This window comes from Thiomicrorhabdus indica (genome assembly GCF_004293625.1).
GTDB lineage: Bacteria > Pseudomonadota > Gammaproteobacteria > Thiomicrospirales > Thiomicrospiraceae > Thiomicrorhabdus > Thiomicrorhabdus indica.
The window spans coordinates 996,563-1,015,783 of record NZ_CP033040.1; the positions used below are offsets into that span (position 1 = coordinate 996,563).

Sequence of the window (19,221 nt, forward strand, 5' to 3'; positions counted from 1 at the left end):
AATTTTAATAAAAATATGTACTTTTTGAAATTTTTTCCTTGTAATTCCTGAGGTTGTTCCGTATACTCAACGAGCTAGAAAATTCTTTACGATTTACATCCTTCATTTCGCTGTTTTATTTTGTGTAACACCTCGTCCTGCAGTATCTAAGTTTCATCAGGTTTATCTCTAAGCAAGTCAGGCCTCTTGCAGGCGTCAATTTATTCAAAATTTAGGATGGTATTATGTCTAATACAGTAAAAGGAACCGTTAAGTGGTTCAATGAAACAAAAGGTTTCGGATTTATCGAGCAACAGTCTGGGCCGGATGTTTTCGCCCATTTCAGCTCAATTGTTAGCGATGGTTTTAAAACGCTAATGGAAGGACAAGCGGTTGAGTTTGTCGTTAAGTCGGGGTTAAAAGGCCCGCAAGCTGAAAATATCGTAGTGCTGTAAAGTCTGCACTTTCCTGCGCGCTTGTGTAGGAATACGAATTTGTTAAAAAGAGGCCTAGATTCGTTCTAGGCCTCTTTTTTTATTTATATCTTTTTATTTATCTCGTCAATTTTAGGTCGCCAGTGTTTGAAATCTGTGTTCTTTGATTGTGATTTCCTTATTGCTTTTGTAAAGCACAGAGCGGAAATTTGTTTGTGTTCGTTGGCAAATGAAATATAAGAAAAAACGCTACCGGCCGGTAATCATTTGAATAAATCTTGCCTGTGTAAAATACAAATATCTTAAAGCCAGCATTATGCTGGTTTTTTTGTTTTTGGAATTTAGTGGGGGGTTTAAAGGGCGTAAAATAAAAGTGTAAGGTTAATCCATTTGAGGAGGATGTTATGAAGTCTCATGGAATTTCAGTTGGTTTACATCGTTATGAGGGTGAGTTTTTTATTGTGCTTAAAGCATTTGGTGTTTTAACGCATGATGATTACAAAGTATTAACACCAATGCTGGAAAGTTTTTTAGCGCAATCAGATGCGCCAAATATTCGGATGTTGTTTGACGCACGAGAATTTGAAGGTTGGGAGTTACATGCTGCTTGGGATGATTTTAAAATCGGTTTAAAGCATGGTTCTCAGTTTGAAAGAATTGCGTTGTTGGGCAGTAAAGCGTGGCAAAAATGGGCGTCAAAAATCGGTAGTTGGTTTATTTCTGGTGAGATGCGTTATTTTGAATCCGAATCTGAAGCCATCGCATGGTTGAAATCCGATTAATGGTAGTTATTTGCAAGAGTGAAAATCTGTAAATAAAAAACAAACGTGTCAGCTAGGTTCTATTGCATCTTATTCCTACCGTCTGTTTGGAAGCGTACGCGTCTAAATTGAACGGTTTACTCGATGTCAGCATGATTAAAAATAATTTTATTTGCTATTGAAACTTTTTATTGTATTTGTGTCTACAAGGTTATTTTTCGTTCTATTCTTTACGGTCTGGAATTTGAAAACACATAATAAGATGGAGTCGTGAATGTCGTACTTAAAAAACAGTCCGAATGCAGAAGGATATTTTGGTGAGTTTGGTGGGGCATTTTTGCCGCCTGAGTTGGAGCCGCATTTTGCGGAGATCAACAAGGCCTATCAAGAGTTGGGGCGTTCAGCAGATTTTTTAAATGAACTGAAATATATCCGTAAGCACTACCAAGGTCGCCCGACACCGGTTTATTATGCGCATAATTTGAGTAAAGAAGTTGGAGCGCATATTTATTTAAAACGTGAAGATCTTAACCACTCGGGCGCGCATAAGTTAAACCACTGTATGGCTGAAGCACTTTTGGCGAAGCATATGGGAAAAACCAAATTAATTGCTGAAACCGGTGCAGGACAACATGGTGTTGCTTTGGCGACAGCTGCGGCTTATTTTGGTATGGAATGTGAAATCCATATGGGTGAGATTGATATTGCGAAAGAAGCTCCGAATGTCACGCGCATGAAATTATTGGGTGCAACGGTTGTTCCGGTTTCGTTTGGTGGTCGCAGTTTAAAAGAAGCCGTGGATTCCGCATTCCAATCCTATGTCACGCAAGCAGACAGTGCAATTTTTGCCATTGGTTCGGTTGTGGGTCCGCACCCATTTCCATTAATGGTGCGTAACTTCCAGTCGGTGATTGGTCATGAGGCGCGTGAACAATATCTTGAGATGACGAATGAGCTGCCGGATCAAGTGGGGGCTTGTGTTGGCGGCGGTTCTAATGCGATGGGCTTGTTTGCCGGCTTTATCGAAGATCAAAATGTTGGACTAAATGGTGTTGAACCATTAGGGCGCGGCACTAAATTAGGTGAGCATTCTGCGACCATGACTTATGGAAAACCGGGCATGATTCACGGTTTTAAATGTATGTTGTTGTCTGATGAAGAGGGCAATCCTGCACCAGTCCACTCCATTGCATCCGGCTTGGATTATCCAGGTATCGGCCCAGAACATTCTCACCTTAAAACGACGGGGCGGGTTGATTATCATGCGGTCACAGATGAAGAAACACTGGATGCTTTTTATAAACTTTCCCGAATGGAAGGAATTATCCCTGCGTTGGAAAGTTCGCATGCCGTAGCATGGGCCATGAAGCATGGACGAGATAACCCAGGTTCGACCATGCTAATTAATCTTTCTGGACGTGGTGATAAAGATATTGATTATGTGGCGGATAATTTTGGAACGGAAGGTTAAGTACAAGAAGAGTGAGTTGAAAATTTAACTTTTTATAAAACCGGTGCAATGCCGGTTTTTGTATCGAAATATTTACCGGCCGGTAGATTAAGTCCATGAGTGCTTTTAGTGTGTTGGTAAATGTTTTTGTTACGTTCATTATTCATTGAGCTTTTACAGAGAAAAGTACGCCACAATAGAGGAAGTCAGTTTGGGGTGTGTATGTTTTCTCGCTTAAGAGTATTTGTCTTTGTTTTCATCATAACGTTGTTGTCGGGTTGTACCTTAAAGTTCGCCTATAACCAGTTAGAGTGGTTAATTCCTTGGTATCTTGAGGATTTTATTGAGTTTGAAGGTGGGCAGATTGAGTTATTCGATTCCCAGTTGGACGATTATTTGTCTTGGCATCGACATCAAGCGTTACCCGAGTATGCGAATTTCTTAGAGCGTTTATCTGAATTATCTTCTCAAAGCTGGAATCCACAGAATCAGGTATTTGAACCGTATAGTCGAGCAAAACTTTTAGACTTGGAACGTCAGCTTAACGTTTTATTGAGTCAAACGGTTTCGCCGCTTGTTCAGCCGAGTGTGGTGTTGATTCGCCAGCTCTCTGCTGACCAAATTGAACAAATTCGCCAAGGTTTTACCAAATCGAATAAAAAGTTTTCCGGCCGGTTTGAAGGCAAGTCGGAAGTAGAAATTAGAGAAGAACGCGCTCAGAAAGTGACTGACTTATTTGAGAGTTTTCTGGGTGAGCTGAATGAACAACAACAGCAATTGATTGCTAAATGGCAAAAAGACTATATCCCTATGGAAGATGTACTTTTAAGCACACGTCAAAGGTGGCAAACGAAATTTTTGGAAGTTCTTACCTTCGCACCGCAAATGACTGACGAAGTTTTGTCCAACAAACTTACTCATCTTTACACGCAAGGGGAGTCTTACCGTTTACCAGAGCATCAGTTGATTTATGATGCAAATAAACAAGAATTTTTTAAGCTTGTTCAAGTGATTCAATCCAACAGCTCACATATTCAATATGAATATTTACAGGAAGAGTTGTCTGAATATCAGCAAGATTTAACGGAGTTGGCTCAACGAGTTGAACCAGAGCCGATGTTTGAATTTTAGTGACGTGTTAATTCAATGCGATTGACTGCCAATAATGGGTCTATATCTTTGGTCTCAATGACTTTAATGTTGTCGCTTTCCAAACGTGCCTGCAATCCATCACCTAATCCTTGAGTTATAAACACATTAATCCCTGCCAAAGGATGATCGGGATAGCCGGAAATCGGGTAGCTGAATTCTCGAAGTAGTTGGTCTCGACTTAGTTTGATATGCGTTTGGCGAATGGTTTGATTTTTGTTGATTTCATAAATCAAATATCCAGGACATTTGCCAGCATGCCCGCAAATAGTTTTCCCATTCGCGCTTGTAACCGCAATTTTCATGCATTTTCCTTTATGTCAAATTTATTTTTCTCTATTCATTAAGGTTTTAACCGGCCGGTATAAAGTCTGTGATTTAAAAAAATGTTATGAATAGATAATTGAAATTTATGGTTATTCTACGGCAAGCTAATGGAATTCACTCATGAATAAATCAATCGTTTCTCAAAAAAAAAATTTATAAGAGTACCTGCTTTTTAAAGGGTTATCACACAACGATGTTTTAATTGGAGATAGCTAAGTGTTTGATTTGTTTGTCTATAAAAGCGCATTAAATTTTTTAAGGGTATTTACAATCAATCAAAATAGATGGTTAAGGGTGCAACCAGTAAAGTGACATAGTTATAGAGTGGTTCGTATCAAAGCCGCAGAGGAAGGGAGTGTGGTCTTTTTTGTTTTATTTACGAGAGTTGTTAATCAATAAAATATGTGTATCGATTTTCCGGCCGGTAAATTCAGTCGGCATAAAAAAGCCAGCAAATTGCTGGCTTTGTGAGTCTGTTGACGTGTTTGTAACGTTCTACTGACTCTTTTTTATAAATCTGTCGAAATTATGCAGATTTTTTAACCGCTTTTTTGGTTGCAGCTTTCATTTTCTTTTGGCTTGAAAGACCTTTCTTCGCCACTTTTTTAGTCGCTTTTTTAATTACAGAGGCAGCTTTTTTCTTTTTAAGGTCGTTTTTTTTAACCATTTTCATTGCTACTTTGGTCGCTGTTTTTTTGATTGCTTTTTTCTTAATTGCTTTTGCCATTTTAACTATTCCTAATGATTATTACTGAGTTGGTTTTATATATTTATTACGTTTAGTAATAAATTATTACTAACTATACGCATGAGGATTTTAGAAATCAAATTTTTTAACAAATTAATTTAGGCGGACTTTTTGCAGTTTTTTGACCTTGCTATGCGATAATTAACGCGCAAAATTGTCGCAATCTTAGGGGGAGACGGTGACGTTTATCGAATTTAAAAAATACTTATTAGACGCGGAGATTAGTCTGCCTAAATTCAGCAAACTGATCAAGGTGAGTGAAAAAAACCTACAGTCCTATAAAAAGAAGGGTGAAGTACCAAACCCAATTGCTGTGGTGGCCGTTTGTTTTGTGGAGATGCATCGTCAGGGAATGGATTATAGACAAATTGTGGAAGCTTTGAACCTTCAGGCGAAAACTAAGAAAGGCGCAGGGTTTGCCAAGAAAAACAAGGAATTAAAAAGTGAGTTGGCTGATGTTAAGGTTTAAACAGATTGTTTGGATTGTTTCCATCTATGTTGTCGGTTTGAATGCTGTTTTTGCACAAGCTTTACCGGCCGGTCATCATTGTGCAAAGCCGGAGAAACCAAAAGTATTCCAGTCACTTGAAGAGGTCGCCGAGTTTAATGAAGCACATGAGAAATATAAAACCTGCATTTTGGACTATATAGAAAGACATAAAGCGGCTTCACAACAACATTATCAGGCGGCGAGTTCTGCGATTGGTGAATGGAATCGATATGTCAGGGAGCAAACAAACCCCAGTGGGAGTTGAGGCTAATCAGTTCGATTTTTACAAAACAATTTTAATAAGTGAATAAAAAATTCTTTTATTAGAAGCTAATACACTGTAAAAACGCTCGTTATAATAACCCACCGAAAACGCCCTTTTGGGCGACAATCAAAATAAAGCTATAAAATATATTACTTTTTGAAGGGTTATAGTATGGAAAGAGTTATTATTCCAGGCGCATTGGTTTTTGCTAGCGTCCTTGTTTTCTCATTAATGAACGTTTAATTTCGTTATTTGAAGAGTGAAAACCGGCTTAGATGCCGGTTTTTTCGTTTCTTAATACTACCTTTTTTACCGGCCGGTATTTCCTCAAGATCATTTCCATACTCATTTTCAATTCTCTTCACAACGATAAACACGATAAACGCTTTGGATTGCTCTCATGACAAGAGGTTTAATTTCTCAAATAAAATGGCACGCCTGAGGTTGTGTCGTTTAATATTGAGACAAAGAATCTGGGAGCTTGATTATGCATCAAAAAACCGATCGATTTGCCAAACAACCGATTGAATCGACCATTCAAACATTACAGACCAATATTGATTCTGGGTTATCCAGTGACGATGTGCAATCTCGTCAAAAAAAATATGGTCTCAATGAAATTCTGGCACCAGAAGAAGGCGTGCTAAAGCGCTTCTTTAAACGTTTCTGGGGGCCGATTCCTTGGATGATTGAAATCGCAGCCATTTTGTCAGCGTTGGCCGATAAATGGGAAGATTTCACAATTATTTTAGTGATGTTACTCGTGAATGCGCTGTTAGACTTTCTGCAAGAACATCGAGCTCTAAATGCATTGAAGGTTTTAAAAAATACGCTTGAAGCGCAATCCATGGTATTACGCGATGGCGTTTATCAACAAGTTGCCAGTAAATATCTGGTGCCAGGCGATATTATTGAGTTGAAGATGGGAGATCTTATCCCTGCTGATGTTCAGTTGATTTCAGGGGATTATTTACTGATTGATGAGTCTGCATTAACGGGAGAATCCTTACCTGTTAGCAAACAAGCGACTGATGTTGCCTACGCCAATACACTTGTTCGGCAAGGCCAAATGCTTGCAGTTGTGCTTAATACCGGGGCGCAAACCCGTTTTCAATCAGTCGTTGCCTTGATTACTCGTGCTCAACATAAAGAAACCAGTCACTTCCAAAAGATGGTCATTCATATTGGCCACTTTCTAATTGCCCTGACATTGATTATGGCCAGTATTATTGTACTGGTCTCCTTGAATCGCGGTGATCCATTAACTGAAATCTTACAATTTGTCTTAGTTCTTTCTGTTGCTTCGATACCGGTTGCGCTTCCTGCTGTTCTGTCCGTCACCATGGCCGTCGGAGCCATGAATTTGGCAAAACGCCAAGCCATCGTCTCTAAACTTACAGCCATTGAGGAGTTGGCTGGAGTAGATGTTTTTTGTTCAGATAAAACAGGGACTTTAACGCAAAATCGTATGCAAATATCAGAACCGATTGTGGCTGAGGGGTTCGATTTATTTTCATTAATGCAAAATGCCTTGGCCGCCTCTAAGCGCGAAAATAACGACCCGATTGAACTGCCATTATTTGAGTATGCGCAGCAAAATTTAGAGTCAACGGCATTTGAATTCAAGCAAACGCATTTCACACCTTTTAATCCCAACGAAAAGTTTTCAACAGGCACTTATCACGTTGATGGTAACGGTGAGGCGCAAACTTTTACCGCTTTTAAAGGGGCGCCACAGGTTATTTTTAAAATGTGCAATTTGACGCCAGAGGGTTATGCGCAAATGACGCAAAAAGTGAGCACTCTGGCTGCACAAGGTTATCGAACCTTAGCGGTGGCTCGTAAAGGCGAGTTGCAGATGGAGTTACTTGGATTATTGCCTTTTTATGATCCTCCACGAGAGGATTCGCAGCAAACGATTGAACAGATGATAGGACATGGTGTTCAAGTCAAAATGATAACTGGCGACAATCTGGCAATAGCAGAAGAAATCGGCCGTTTATTAGGGTTGGAAGGCAAGGGATTACAAGCCTCTAAGCTAACGGGGGGAGGAGGTCAAACCTTACTTGAACTTGCGCAAGTATTAACTCAGGCGATTTATCAAAACCTTGATCAAGAGGTAACTCGCGTTGAAGCGAGCCGATTTGCGCAGAAGGTAATGGAACAAGTTACCCATCTTTATGATACTTCGGTCTTAGATCGTGAATTCATTTATCAACATGAATCAGCAATTGTACAGCTAATAGAAGAAACCGAAATTTTTGCCGAGGTGATTCCTGAGGATAAATATAAAATTGTCTCGACCTTGCAGCAGGGCGGACACATGGTCGGTATGACCGGCGATGGTGTCAATGATGCGCCAGCATTGAAAAAAGCCGATTGTGGAATCGCGGTGTCCGGCGCAACGGATGTTGCCAGAGCCTCCGCAGATATTATTCTGACTCAACCGGGATTGTCGGTGATCAATGAGGCAATCGTACAATCTCGAGAAACCTTTAAACGAATGCAGACCTATGCGACGTTTCGAATTACAGAAACCATTCGTTTGATTTTGTTTATTACCCTAGCAGTGGTGATTTTTAATTTTTATCCCATTTCGGCGATTATGGTGATTTTATTGGCGTTGCTCAATGATTTGCCGATTTTAGCAATCGCTTATGACAATGTACGCAGCAACGGCACACCGGTTCGTTGGAATATGAGGCGACTGTTGACTCTCTCCACCATCATTGGGATTTCTGGAGTGGTTTCTTCTTTCTTATTGTTCTATATTTTAGAGATACAAGGTCTGCCTCAAGAAACGATTCAGAGTTTGATTTTTTTGAAGTTGCTTATAGCGGGACATTTTACTCTCTGGATTCTGCGAAGTGATGGGTGGTTTTGGGAGCGCCCATTTCCATCGAAGTATCTGTTTTGGAGCATTGTGGGGACGCAGATAGCCGGCACCCTTTTTGCCGTTTATGGCATCTTTATTGCACCTATTGGCTGGGAAATGGCCGGTTGGATTTGGTTGTATGCGACGGTTTGGATGTTCATCAATGATGCCGTCAAAATAACCGCGGTAAAAGTTTTGAACCGCTATCAAAGAACTGATCTTAAAGGAATTCGCTTGTGAAAATTTGCTTAATGAATCATTTTTCGGACAAGATGCACCCTCAGTTGCAATCTCAGGGTTATGAGGTTGTTTCCGAGAATCAATGTGACTTGGCCAGTTCTGAGATTGAGGCGATTTTACTCCGTTCAAAAAATCTTCACAATTTATCCTTGCCCAAAGGATTGTTGGCTGTAGCACGTGCTGGAGCTGGGGTAAATAATATCCCTGTCGAGCGGATGAGTGAACAAGGGATTGCGGTTTTTAATGCACCTGGAGCGAATGCCAATGCGGTAGCAGAGATGGTTTTGACTGCAATTCTAATGCAAGTTAGACATGTTGAACCAGCGTTAGAGTTTACCGGCCGGTTAGATTCCCATTCGGAAAATTTAGCGCAACAGGTTGAGTCTGAAAAATCCCAGTTCCAAGGGCGAGAGTTACAAGGTTTAAAACTTGGGATTATTGGTTTAGGTGCGATTGGAGTTTTGCTTGCTAATAAAGCCGTCGCATTGGGAATGAAGGTTTTTGGTTTTGATCCACATATTTCGGTTGAAAATGCATGGCGACTGTCTTCTGAAGTGATTCATAAATCCAGTTTGACGGCTTTGTTAAATGATTGTGAAGCGCTATCGATTCATGTGCCTTATATGGAAGCAACTCATCATCTATTGAATCAGGAAAAACTCGCTCTGTTACCGGCCGGTAGTTTTGTGTTGAATTTTTCCAGAGATGAAGTAGTCGACCGGCAAGCTGTTTTATCGGCTTTGGAAAAGGAACAATTAAGTGCTTATATTACAGATTTTCCTGAAAGTGCACTTTTGCAACATGACAAAGTTATGTGCTTCCCTCATATAGGTGCATCGACCAAAGAGGCGCAAGAAAATGCTTCCACACAAGTGATTCATTCATTGGATGCATTTTTAAAACGAGGTGAGATTCGTTATTCAGTTAATTTACCAGAGTTACCGGCCGGTGAGATTCCAAACGGTTGCAGTCGACTGCTCGTAATTCACCAAAATAGGGTGGGGATGATTGCGCAAATTACCGATTGTATCGAAGAGGCAGAAGAAAATATTATAGAAATGAATAACCGTTCAAGAGAAGCGCTTGCAGTGACTTTGATTGATTTACAGTCGGATAAAAACCAAGAGTTGCTCTCGGAGGTTGAACGTTTAGAGGCGGTTTTATCGGTGCGCTACTGTTAAGTTCTTGAAGCCGTTTTAGAAACGCTTTAAGTGTTTTTTATAACGAAATGACTGACAAATTTTACCCACAAAAAAACCCAGCTTGTGCTGGGTTTTTTTATGACCGTTCTTAAAAACTTAGTTTACAACGGTAATCGTACTTAGCCACCACATGAGTGCGATGGAACCGAAAGTGAGGATGAGTCCCCAAACAATTGCTGTTTTTCCGTTCATTATTCCACTCCTCTAGGTTTGAGCTGTGCGTAGTAGTCAGCCAGCTGTTGGATCTCTTCATCGGTAAGATCCCTAGCAAACTGAGCCATACCTGACATCACATCATTGTGACGAGTACCGTCGCGATAAGCTTCCATATGTCGAATAAACATACGTGGACTCAGGTTGGTGAGCGCAGGGGTTTCATTCATGCCGCCTTCACCATGAGCACCGTGACAAGAAGCGCAAGGCACAATCATACGTGAAGTATCACCCTTAGCCACTAAACGAACAATCTCAGGTGCGACATCGACTTCTTTTTCGATGTATTGCGCATAAGGTCGTTCTTGTGCTGCAAAATAAGCGGCCATGTCAGCAAGATCTTGGTCATTGTAAATTTTGACCAGGTTGACCATGACATCGGATTTGTGATCCACAATAAAGCGTCCAGACTGATAGTCTTTTAACATTTTGTAGGTGTAAGTCGCATTTTGTCCAGCCAGACTCGGCGTGGCTTGGGTTGGATTATTGCCACCGACACCGTGACAGCTATAGCAATAACCGTCATTGGCTAGTTTTTCACCGCGAATAATATCGCCTTCTGGCATGTTGTTTTTCGCCTCAAGCCATTCAGACATTGTCCAAGGCTCAGAGTGCGGCATATTTGGGCTTGCCATGGCTGAACTCATTCCTAGAACACTTAAGCCAGTGGCGATTAATAAAGCCTTAATTTTCATAAATCGACTCCTGTCCTAATTATTCAAACATATCGCGACGGAAAGCACGTTGCCAGTTCATAGCAAGTGAAGCGCGAATATGGTGAAGTCCGTCATTGTCTAATTCAGTCGACTGATGACCGTACTGTTTAACGATTTTTCCATTTTGAACGCGGAAAGTATCCGTGATGGTCATACCGTAGTCTTCACCCGTTAGTGCCACACAGTTATTGGTGTATAGCGGTTGAACCGGCGGTTTACCTGCAAATTCGTTGACAATCGATTGTGCAACGGCCTTTGAATGGTTAGATGCCAAATAGCCGGTTTTAACCATTGGGCTAGACTCTGTAGTATCACCGACAACATAAACGTCTTTATCAACGACTGAGCGATAGTCAATTGGGTCAATCGGTACAAATGTTTGACCTTGGGTTAGGCCTGTGTCTTTCGTGAACTGAGCCGCTGAATGGTTTGGAATAATGTTGATGACATCTGCTTTAATTCGTTCACCATCAGCGGTCACCAATGCGTGGTTTCCAACATCAAGCTGAGTAACTTTTCCACCTTGTTCCATTGGAATCCATTCAACCATGGCGTCTTTGGTTCCGAAGCCACGACGCTTGGTCCAGTAGTCAATGTAATGCTTACGGAAAGTGAAACTGTTTTTAGAATCCAGAATCAATACTTTCGCTGTCGGGTTGTGGTGAGACAACCATTCGGCAATAAAACTGGCACGCTCATAAGGTGCCGGTGGGCAACGATATGGCATAGGAGGTGATGAAATCGCAACCACACCACCTTGCTTCATTGAGTGAATTTGCTCACGAAGTTTTAGAGTTTGTGGCCCCGCCTTCCAAGCGTGAGGAAAATCGCCATCTGCTAATTCTTTTGAATAACCTTCAACCGCCTCACAGTCATAAGAAGGGCCTGGAGAGACGATTAACTTGTCATATTTGATATAACCGTTTTGTGCCGTTTTGACTCGTTTACCTGTGTAATCGATATCCGTCGCTTTATCTTCAATCAGATTGACCGCATAACGCTTTTTGAAAGCGTCATAAGTCATTGTCAGCTCATCAATTGAAACAAAGTCATTCAAGACTTCGTTTGAACCCGGACAGAAAACATATTCTTTATTCGGTTCGATAATGGTGATTTTGACATTCTTATCTAAGATTCGAAGATACTTAGCAGCGGAAACACCACCAACACCACCACCAACAATAACAATATGCGGCGCAGTTTTTGCAAAAGCCGCTTTTGATGCACCAAATAGCCCAGTTGTTAGGCCGGCTGCACCCATGTATTTAATTAATTCGCGGCGTGTAAAATTACTCATACTGGCCTCCTTTCAACACATTCTCTTCTTTCCAAGGACGGTCTGTTTGAGCTGCAAAGTAATCTGCCATGCGCTCAATTTCATCGTCTGTAAATACTTTGGCAACATGATTCATAACAATCGATGGGCGGACTTCATTTTTAAAGTCTTGCATCAATTGGATAAAAACATCACGTGGAATGCCCGCCAAAGGTGGCATTGATTCATCGTAAAAGCGTCCGAGTGTTCCATGGCAAGCTGAGCAGTTATCGCCTAACATCTTACCTGGGATTTGTGGATCATTTGCAAAGTCCTCTGGTGGCATTAAGGCACCCGAAGCTTGAGCCTGCGACATTCCCACTAGGGCGGAAGCAGAAAGTAATCCGATCATTAATGATTTTTTCATTCCAAACTCCTTATTGAACCCAAGTGTAGATACCGATTGCGAAGAACTGAATCATCCATAAAACTAGAATCCAGATTGCAACTGTACCCATTTTGTTGACGGTCGCACTTGGTGTATAAACACCTTCGGTTTGACCTGCTTTCCAAGCAATGGTTAGGTAGTAAGCGAGTACTGCTCCACCTACGATGGCAAAGGTTAAGAAGAATAGCCCAGTAGAGTACCAGTCCATCACCACTTTGTAGTCAAAGAAGTTGTAACTAAAGAAACCGTTTAGGATGTCATAGCGAAGAATCTCACGAGAGATGGCAACCACTAATCCGATGACCAGTGCCATTGGCAATGCCATGTAACTACACATATCTTCAGATTTGCCATTTAGGCGAACTTTTGCCCAACCAGCATAAGCCAGTACCGCAACACCACCTAAGATTCCCCAGAATGAGGTGCCGAAGTTTCCTGCCGTTTCTGGAAGCGTCATCATCCAAGCAAAATACAAAACAGTTGAGATAACAGAACCAACTAAAATCCATTTTTTACCGACTTCAGCAGCGAAGCGTAGGTAGTCTTGGTCATAATCACTACGTACCATTTTAAAACGACGGTAGGTTACAAGCATTGCACCAGTGACAGGGATTGCCATTGAAATAAAGAATGCATAGCGCCAAACATTATAGGCATGCAAAGTATCACCACTGTAATCCATTTTGCCATTTTGCATGTACCACTCTTTCCAAAGCTCAGGGTGAAGGATCTGTGAAGTTAGGCTGTGCATAATGAAACCAACCAGCAACATTAAACCTAAGCTTAGAATCAAAGACCAACGGGATTTTGGCTCGGCAGTCTTGTCTTCTCGCTTATAGTTTTGGAAATAGAAGTAGTACATAGCCCAGTATGCAAAGATCAAAATAATGATGAATGCAATAACCCAGTCGGCTGACAGTACGTTAGAAGTGTACCAGTGCGGATCGTAGACTACTTGTACAAACAGTAACGGAGCCACGCCGATAACAATGGCCACCGAAACGGAGACCTTGGCAATATCAATCATGGCCGCACCCAGTTTGCGCCAATAAGCGTTGTTGGTATAGGCGGCATAAAGTGCGACAGCAGAAGTTCCTAGCATTAACTGCACAAATAAAATGTGCATGGCAAAGGTTAGAACTCCAAGTGCAATAAAGATAACCGGATAGGTTGGTACCCCTGCTGGGTTGCGCAGGGCGTACATCATTTCGGTAATTTCAGCGATATTTTGCGCGTCCATTATTTCGTCTCCTGTACATCAAGAGCGGCGATTTTGTCTTCAGCATCTTTTTCAGCTAAAGCACGGTTACGTTGCTCAATTTCAATGTCAATCGCTGCCGATACGGCGGCCTGACCACCATCGTTATTCATTACTAAGAAGGCAGCAAGCGCTTCTGCTTCAGAATCAAGCATTGGCATTTTAGGCATATAAGCAATGTTACCAGTGGTAAGAACACCTTTTACATATTGCTCCATGCGTGCTTGTGAAGTCCCTTCAGGGAAGTAACGATGCAGTGGACGAATTCCTGTTTCAGAAGGTGAGTGACAGTTCGAACAGTAAGTCATCGCAATGAATTCACCGGCTTGAATTTTATTGCCAGCATTTACTTCTTTTAGATGATCCGGTGTGAAAGGGTGTGCTTTCAAAATACCGACTTTTTCAATAATCGGTAGTTGAGATTGAATATCCATACCAGGGACATCTTTACCGATGACTTGGTTAGAGTAGACATACTGACCAGCAACCCAAGGCTTACGCATTGACTCACGTGCGGTCTCTTCTGGCCATAGGCCGGCAACCAAAATAATGATCGTCATTGCACCGGCAAAACCTTGCACAATCATTTGTGGACGAAGCATAGTGATAATGAAATAGGCAAGCGTACCAGCAAGTACAATCATAATGCTTGGACCAAAGTAGTCAGGCAGACGGTTTTCCATAACCAATAGCGCTTGGTCGGGAACAGAAGCCAAATACATTTGGAAGAAAGAAGCACCGGCAATCGTTGCGATAATCCCTAGCCAGCCTAATTTGCGAGCCATCTCTTTTTTGAATGCTGGATCTTTAATGCCAGCAATCACGATTCCACCTACAACAGCAGTCATAGTGAACATGAAGGCAATACGCATACCCATTTGAATAAAGGTGTTAGTGCCGTAGAAACCATTTAGGTATCCACCTTCAGCAAACCATTGTTCTTTACCTGGCATCATCATAAACGACAAGATACCGATGATAATTACCATAGTGGCAAGAGAAGAGATACCGAAAATAACCGCGATTTTCATGTGAGTGCGCTTGTCCACTTTCCCGACAAGATAGACCAACATATAAACACCGACGACTTCGATGACGAAGAAGACCCACTCAGTTGCCCATTTCCAAACGAATGAATGAATCAGCGCACCAATCCCGTTCGGGCTAGCAACTGTTGTCGAGTACCAAATACCAGGACCTGTGATGGAACCGGCAACATAGGTAAAGACCATTAAGAAAAGACCGTATTTCTTAACAAAGTCAAGAAGGTCGTCGCGATCCTCGCGATAGGCCTTGTGTGAGAGATAAGCGAAAAGCATTGCTGCACCAACCGAGGTGTGCGATGCCAACACATGGAACGTTGCAATGAGTGCAACGACCCAACCAGAACCGACAGTCGGTTCGTACCACGTTGGATAAAGGCTAATCAAATCCATGATAACGTCCTTCTATTATAAAAGTTAATAGGGGTATTAATTTGTACCACTAGGGCACGCATTCTAAGTGGGTTGGTGAAATAGTTCCAAACAAAAAGTTAAATTAATAGGTATAAAAAATTTTTCTATCAATAAACTCTGATGGATTATCAGCAGTGCAACCTTTAACCTATGGGATAAATGCCGTGCACCTAAATTGAATTTCAATTTTGAAGTTTAAGGAAAATTGCTTATTGACTCAATTATGATGAGGGGGAATTGAGGTCAAAATCTAAGAAATGAATTCAAAAATGATTTGGCTCAATAGAATTTTCGCATTCAGATTGAATTTACGTATTTATGGCAAGGATATTAAATAAAAAATAGCTAAAAAAGGACTAATCTGTAGGGATTTACTTAACTTTTATGGTTTAAGGTCAGTTCTACAAACATGAAGCTATGCCGTTTTTTGTGGGAATTTTGTATAGGCTAGGGAGATTGGTATGGCGAGAATCTTTGTATCGATTGTTTCCTACCGGCCGGTAGGAAACAAAATTAAGCTTAATTAGAATTCAAAGCTTGAATTTTCATTGGCATTAACTAGTCGTTCCAATACGGTTTCGAAGAGTGTTTCTTCTGACCATTCTGTGTCTGAAACACGAGTGATAAGTTTTGCTGTCATTGCTGGTGCATCTCCGGTCACTACCGCTAGTCGCCCACCTAAAGATAATTTTTCTTTATAGGTTTCTGGAACGTCTTGAATAGACCCAGTCAATAGAATAGCATCGTAGTATTGGTTGTCATCCCAACCCTGGCTGGCATCACCTGTTTTAAAGTTGATATTGTTGTAGTCGGTTAAACGCTGAATCGCTTGCTGTTGGATTTCTGGTGCAATTTCAACGGTAGTAACTTCTTTTGCTAGCTGCGCAATTAATGCGGTGACATAACCACTTCCAGTACCAATTTCCAATGTTTTTTCATTGTCTTGAATCGCCAAAGCTTGCAACATTTTTGCAGCGACTTTCGGTGCGAGCATTTTATTCGAATCAGAAATAGGGAGCTCAATGTCACTATAGGCAAGTGATGTGTATTCTTTATCAACAAAATTGTGGCGAGGCGTTTTCATTAAGATATCTAAAATTTTTGGGTCAAGAACGTCCCAAGGACGAATCTGCTGTTCAACCATGAAATAACGCGCTTGCTCTAGATTCATTTAATCTTCCTCATTCACTGATTTAGACTTTTTTGAAAAAGCCATAAAAATTGGATGCGTGATTATAGCTAAATTTTTCTTTTAGTAAAAACTTTCCATAAAAATGCTTTATTATCCGTTGGCAAAAAGATAAACAGACAGACAGAAAATAATTGTGAATTGGGGTTCGGTCATGGCGACAGAAGTTTTCGGAGATGTGGAGAGTTTTGAGCAGATTTTTGAAGCGTTAACTGTAGAAGAGTTAGACCGTCTACGCCGTCGTTTCGGTCGTTTGCAGGCCTATGAAGTGGTGCCAAAGTTGTTTGAGGACAGTACGCATCACATTTTTAAGTTATTTTTTTCTGATACCCCCGTTCCCTTGATTTGCAAGCTGTGTGTTCCAATGGCTCTTCAAGAAAACTTTTCGGATGAGCCTGAAAATTCTCTGTCGCCAAGTATCATTTTTTGGTCTCGTATTCGCCAGCTATTTGATTTTAATGCTTGTCAAAGTTTAAAAAACGCGCAGATTCATTATCAATGGATGCAAAAACATACAACATTTCATATTGCCAAGCTTTATGGAGTAGCCACATCTACTGAGCCTTTCGAGTGTGGTTTTTTATTGCAAGAGTTTATTGAAGGGATTAATTGTCACCGTTCATATTACACTCAAGAGCGTGCTAGAAAATTAGCCGATCATTTAATGGCTATGCATCAACATCATTTTCAACGTTTTGGCGTTCTAGCAGAGGTCTTTCAGCAAACAACTGATTCACAGGATTCTGAAAGACTTAAGGCAGAATCCACAGAGTTGTGGTGGACAAACATTGCAAAAGTGATCGAAACCATACCGGCCGGTAAAGTTCTTGCGACGGAGAAAACAGAAGCGTTGGTGACGATAGAAGCTCTTAAAACCAAAAGAGTGGATTTTGTTCCACAGCTTGTGGATTTTCGTTGGGATCAGATTCGTTCAGGTTTGCCGTCCACTGAAATATCTAAAAGTGATGTTGGACAGTGTTATTTGTTAGATTTAGATGCTTTGGTGATTGCGCCACTTGAATTTGAATGGGTGATGTTGGAGTTGGTTTTAACTCAAGAGGATATGGAATATCTCATTTATCACTATCACCAAGGGATTAAAATACCGTTAATTCATGACCACCGGCTTGTTTATCGAATGGTGTTTTTCGCTATGAACCTATTAGGGGAAATGTCTTGGGAAGAGTTTAAACAGCAACCCAAGTTGTTAAATTAATGTTTCGAATGCGCTTTCGCGTAAGTCTTTTTCCATGCTATATAACCATAGGCTGCAAGTACCAAATAAAGCATAAACATAATCATTGTTGGATAGTAGCCATTTTGCCAATAAAGAATAATTGACGCGCTTTCAACGAACAGCCAGTAAAGCCAGTTTTCCAGAATTTTTTTAACCATCAAATAGGTGGTCATGACTGAGAAAACCATTACGCCGGCATCTAAAAAAGGTGCCACACTCCATTTTTCAATATGCATCCAAGTTCCCAACATAAAACTTAAAATGGCACCTGTTGCAGTAAAGCCTAAATGAAATTTTAAGGGTTTTTTAGAAATTTCAAGCGGTTCTTCGAAGTCTTGAGCGCCATGCCGGCCTTTTTTCCATTGTTGCCAACCATAGAGAGCCATGATGAGGTAATAGAGGTTGAGTAGTGATTGCAATGGAAGTTGCCCATGCCAAAAGAGAAGTGTGTAAATTAATGTGCTAATAAATGCAGAGGGCCATGCCCAAGGGTTTTCTCTCGCAGCAAGCACGACATAACCAATTCCGAAAAGGGCGGCCAGCCATTCCCAAGGTGATTGAGCTGCAAAGCCGGCTAAACCCTCGTTAATTATGGTTTCAATCACAGTGATCAACCTTAGCTTTATTGCGATCGATTCCAATCAGCTTAATCACAAACACTGTTTCGGGGATTAGTTCTAATACGTTGTGTATCTCTTGGTTTAAGCAAGTCATGACATCGGCATAATCACCATAAATATGTGTGCTCATGGAGTTCTCTTGAACACTGACTGATGGATGTGTTTTTAAGGTATTAATAAAATCAATAATCGGTTGGCAATACTCTTCATTGAGAGGATACATACTGATGTCAACTGAGACTTTCATCGTTAAATTTTCTCCGCATATATGACGACAAATAAGCCTTGGTCATGGCCGTCTAATATATTATTTGGTTGTTGGGAATGGGTTTCTGGAAGGACGGTTTGCACACTTTTAAAATTGCCAAATCCGGCTTGAGTCAAAAAGTCGGTGATTTCAGCGTAAGTGTAGAAGGTGGCATCACAATAAAATGGACTTTCGTTTTTGTGTGTTTGGTAAATTTGACCCAGTTCTGATTCGCGTTCTAAATAGGCGACTAAAATTTTACCCGTGGCGTGAGTCACTCTGTGTGCTTCTTGGTATGCCTTGACAGGGTTGTCCAAAAAGCAAGTTGAAGTGACAAAGATTGCAAAATCAAATTGGTCATCTTTGAGAGGCAAATTTTCTGCTGTGCCTTCAATAATGTTTAAACCTTGCGCCAGTGATTTTTCACGCATGGCTTTGGCAGGCTCAATACCTGTATGGATATTGAGAGGTTTGGTAAAACGGCCACTGCCGGCACCGATTTCCACACCTTTGCCGGCCGGCAAAAGTTTTTTAATCGCGGCGATTTCGGCAGCATAGAGTTCTGCATTTTCTTCAAACCACTGGTCATACATATCCGCATGTGACTCATAGCCTTGAGTTTTAGGCATGATCGTTCCTCACTATTTTTACTTTATTTTTG

20 protein-coding genes are annotated in these 19,221 nt (G+C 41.0%); 9 read left to right on the forward strand and 11 right to left on the reverse strand.

Translation table 11 applies throughout. The annotated features are described in order from the left end of the window. The first annotated feature begins 224 nt into the window (after positions 1–224). From D9T12_RS04135 to D9T12_RS04150, 4 genes are all read left to right on the forward strand, one after another. The gene (locus D9T12_RS04135; protein WP_130536991.1) at positions 225–434 is read left to right on the forward strand and encodes a cold-shock protein; all 210 of its coding nucleotides are present in this window, start codon (positions 225–227) and stop codon (positions 432–434) included. A gap of 383 nt (positions 435–817) precedes the next feature. Beyond that, entirely contained in the window at positions 818–1,195 is a 378-nt protein-coding gene (locus tag D9T12_RS04140) for a SpoIIAA family protein (protein ID WP_130536992.1), read from the forward strand. Positions 1,196–1,448: 253 nt separating this feature from the next. Further along, complete coding sequence (gene trpB / locus D9T12_RS04145) at positions 1,449–2,645, forward strand: tryptophan synthase subunit beta (protein ID WP_130536993.1); 1,197 nt, start codon at positions 1,449–1,451, stop codon at positions 2,643–2,645. Positions 2,646–2,846: 201 nt separating this feature from the next. Then, a complete protein-coding gene (locus tag D9T12_RS04150; protein WP_130536994.1) occupies positions 2,847–3,755 on the forward strand; it encodes a DUF6279 family lipoprotein in 909 nt (302 codons plus the stop codon). On the opposite strand, the gene D9T12_RS04155 is transcribed toward D9T12_RS04150, so the two are convergent. Together D9T12_RS04155 and D9T12_RS04160 are read right to left on the reverse strand one after the other, a co-directional pair. Then, entirely contained in the window at positions 3,752–4,078 is a 327-nt protein-coding gene (locus D9T12_RS04155; RefSeq protein ID WP_130536995.1) for a NifB/NifX family molybdenum-iron cluster-binding protein, read from the reverse strand. The genes D9T12_RS04150 and D9T12_RS04155 overlap by 4 nt on opposite strands. Before the next feature lie 548 nt (positions 4,079–4,626). Continuing rightward, positions 4,627–4,827: a hypothetical protein gene (locus D9T12_RS04160; RefSeq protein WP_130536996.1), complete on the reverse strand. Its 201-nt coding sequence runs from the start codon at positions 4,825–4,827 to the stop codon at positions 4,627–4,629. Positions 4,828–5,026: 199 nt separating this feature from the next. On the opposite strand from D9T12_RS04160, the gene D9T12_RS04165 reads away from it, so the two are divergent. The 4 genes from D9T12_RS04165 to D9T12_RS04180 all read left to right on the forward strand — a co-directional run bounded on the left by D9T12_RS04165 (position 5,027) and on the right by D9T12_RS04180 (position 9,899). Continuing rightward, positions 5,027–5,317 carry a hypothetical protein gene (locus tag D9T12_RS04165; RefSeq protein WP_130536997.1) on the forward strand — a complete coding sequence of 97 codons (291 nt, stop codon included), beginning with the start codon at positions 5,027–5,029 and terminating at the stop codon, positions 5,315–5,317. Next, a complete protein-coding gene (locus D9T12_RS04170; RefSeq protein ID WP_130536998.1) occupies positions 5,292–5,603 on the forward strand; it encodes a hypothetical protein in 312 nt (103 codons plus the stop codon). The genes D9T12_RS04165 and D9T12_RS04170 overlap by 26 nt, the downstream gene beginning before the upstream one ends. 487 nt (positions 5,604–6,090) lie before the next feature. Continuing rightward, entirely contained in the window at positions 6,091–8,718 is a 2,628-nt protein-coding gene (locus D9T12_RS04175; protein ID WP_130536999.1) for a plasma-membrane proton-efflux P-type ATPase, read from the forward strand. Then, positions 8,715–9,899: a 3-phosphoglycerate dehydrogenase family protein gene (locus tag D9T12_RS04180; protein ID WP_130537000.1), complete on the forward strand. Its 1,185-nt coding sequence runs from the start codon at positions 8,715–8,717 to the stop codon at positions 9,897–9,899. Before D9T12_RS04175 ends, D9T12_RS04180 begins: the two co-directional genes overlap by 4 nt. 212 nt (positions 9,900–10,111) lie before the next feature. Here D9T12_RS04180 and D9T12_RS04185 read toward each other — a convergent pair whose 3' ends face one another. From D9T12_RS04185 to D9T12_RS04210, 6 genes are all read right to left on the reverse strand, one after another. Then, positions 10,112–10,828, reverse strand: a complete 717-nt coding sequence (locus D9T12_RS04185; protein ID WP_130537001.1) for a c-type cytochrome — start codon at positions 10,826–10,828, stop codon at positions 10,112–10,114. Positions 10,829–10,847: 19 nt separating this feature from the next. Then, entirely contained in the window at positions 10,848–12,146 is a 1,299-nt protein-coding gene (locus D9T12_RS04190; protein ID WP_130537002.1) for an FAD-dependent oxidoreductase, read from the reverse strand. Then, positions 12,139–12,531 (reverse strand): c-type cytochrome, encoded by a 393-nt coding sequence (locus D9T12_RS04195; RefSeq protein ID WP_130537003.1) that lies wholly within the window; start codon positions 12,529–12,531, stop codon positions 12,139–12,141. Before D9T12_RS04195 ends, D9T12_RS04190 begins: the two co-directional genes overlap by 8 nt. 10 nt (positions 12,532–12,541) lie before the next feature. Next, the gene (locus tag D9T12_RS04200) at positions 12,542–13,792 is read right to left on the reverse strand and encodes a hypothetical protein (protein WP_130537004.1); all 1,251 of its coding nucleotides are present in this window, start codon (positions 13,790–13,792) and stop codon (positions 12,542–12,544) included. Then, on the reverse strand, positions 13,792–15,246 hold the full coding sequence (locus D9T12_RS04205) for a cytochrome c (protein WP_130537005.1): 1,455 nt from the start codon (positions 15,244–15,246) through the stop codon (positions 13,792–13,794). The genes D9T12_RS04200 and D9T12_RS04205 overlap by 1 nt, the downstream gene beginning before the upstream one ends. A 544-nt stretch (positions 15,247–15,790) precedes the next feature. After that, positions 15,791–16,438: a protein-L-isoaspartate O-methyltransferase family protein gene (locus D9T12_RS04210; RefSeq protein WP_130537006.1), complete on the reverse strand. Its 648-nt coding sequence runs from the start codon at positions 16,436–16,438 to the stop codon at positions 15,791–15,793. A 172-nt stretch (positions 16,439–16,610) separates the two neighbouring features. On the opposite strand from D9T12_RS04210, the gene D9T12_RS04215 reads away from it, so the two are divergent. Then, positions 16,611–17,672, forward strand: a complete 1,062-nt coding sequence (locus D9T12_RS04215; protein ID WP_130537007.1) for a hypothetical protein — start codon at positions 16,611–16,613, stop codon at positions 17,670–17,672. Here D9T12_RS04215 and pnuC read toward each other — a convergent pair. The 3 genes from pnuC to D9T12_RS04230 are packed head-to-tail and all read right to left on the reverse strand — an operon-like array spanning position 17,669 to position 19,189. After that, the gene (gene pnuC / locus D9T12_RS04220; protein ID WP_130537008.1) at positions 17,669–18,298 is read right to left on the reverse strand and encodes a nicotinamide riboside transporter PnuC; all 630 of its coding nucleotides are present in this window, start codon (positions 18,296–18,298) and stop codon (positions 17,669–17,671) included. The genes D9T12_RS04215 and pnuC overlap by 4 nt on opposite strands. After that, entirely contained in the window at positions 18,291–18,560 is a 270-nt protein-coding gene (locus tag D9T12_RS04225; protein ID WP_130537009.1) for a YkoF family thiamine/hydroxymethylpyrimidine-binding protein, read from the reverse strand. The genes pnuC and D9T12_RS04225 overlap by 8 nt, the downstream gene beginning before the upstream one ends. Before the next feature lie 2 nt (positions 18,561–18,562). Then, complete coding sequence (locus D9T12_RS04230; RefSeq protein WP_130537010.1) at positions 18,563–19,189, reverse strand: class I SAM-dependent methyltransferase; 627 nt, start codon at positions 19,187–19,189, stop codon at positions 18,563–18,565. Positions 19,190–19,221: the final 32 nt, after the last annotated feature.

Coding starts and splice junctions, on each gene's coding strand:
- D9T12_RS04135 (WP_130536991.1), top strand. CDS start 225: ATGTCTAATACAGTAAAAGGAACCGTTAAGTGGTTCAATGAAACAAAA.
- D9T12_RS04140 (WP_130536992.1), top strand. CDS start 818: ATGAAGTCTCATGGAATTTCAGTTGGTTTACATCGTTATGAGGGTGAG.
- trpB (WP_130536993.1), top strand. CDS start 1,449: ATGTCGTACTTAAAAAACAGTCCGAATGCAGAAGGATATTTTGGTGAG.
- D9T12_RS04150 (WP_130536994.1), top strand. CDS start 2,847: ATGTTTTCTCGCTTAAGAGTATTTGTCTTTGTTTTCATCATAACGTTG.
- D9T12_RS04155 (WP_130536995.1), bottom strand. CDS start 4,078: ATGAAAATTGCGGTTACAAGCGCGAATGGGAAAACTATTTGCGGGCAT.
- D9T12_RS04160 (WP_130536996.1), bottom strand. CDS start 4,827: ATGGCAAAAGCAATTAAGAAAAAAGCAATCAAAAAAACAGCGACCAAA.
- D9T12_RS04175 (WP_130536999.1), top strand. CDS start 6,091: ATGCATCAAAAAACCGATCGATTTGCCAAACAACCGATTGAATCGACC.
- D9T12_RS04185 (WP_130537001.1), bottom strand. CDS start 10,828: ATGAAAATTAAGGCTTTATTAATCGCCACTGGCTTAAGTGTTCTAGGA.
- D9T12_RS04190 (WP_130537002.1), bottom strand. CDS start 12,146: ATGAGTAATTTTACACGCCGCGAATTAATTAAATACATGGGTGCAGCC.
- D9T12_RS04195 (WP_130537003.1), bottom strand. CDS start 12,531: ATGAAAAAATCATTAATGATCGGATTACTTTCTGCTTCCGCCCTAGTG.
- D9T12_RS04200 (WP_130537004.1), bottom strand. CDS start 13,792: ATGGACGCGCAAAATATCGCTGAAATTACCGAAATGATGTACGCCCTG.
- D9T12_RS04205 (WP_130537005.1), bottom strand. CDS start 15,246: ATGGATTTGATTAGCCTTTATCCAACGTGGTACGAACCGACTGTCGGT.
- D9T12_RS04210 (WP_130537006.1), bottom strand. CDS start 16,438: ATGAATCTAGAGCAAGCGCGTTATTTCATGGTTGAACAGCAGATTCGT.
- D9T12_RS04215 (WP_130537007.1), top strand. CDS start 16,611: ATGGCGACAGAAGTTTTCGGAGATGTGGAGAGTTTTGAGCAGATTTTT.
- D9T12_RS04225 (WP_130537009.1), bottom strand. CDS start 18,560: ATGAAAGTCTCAGTTGACATCAGTATGTATCCTCTCAATGAAGAGTAT.
- D9T12_RS04230 (WP_130537010.1), bottom strand. CDS start 19,189: ATGCCTAAAACTCAAGGCTATGAGTCACATGCGGATATGTATGACCAG.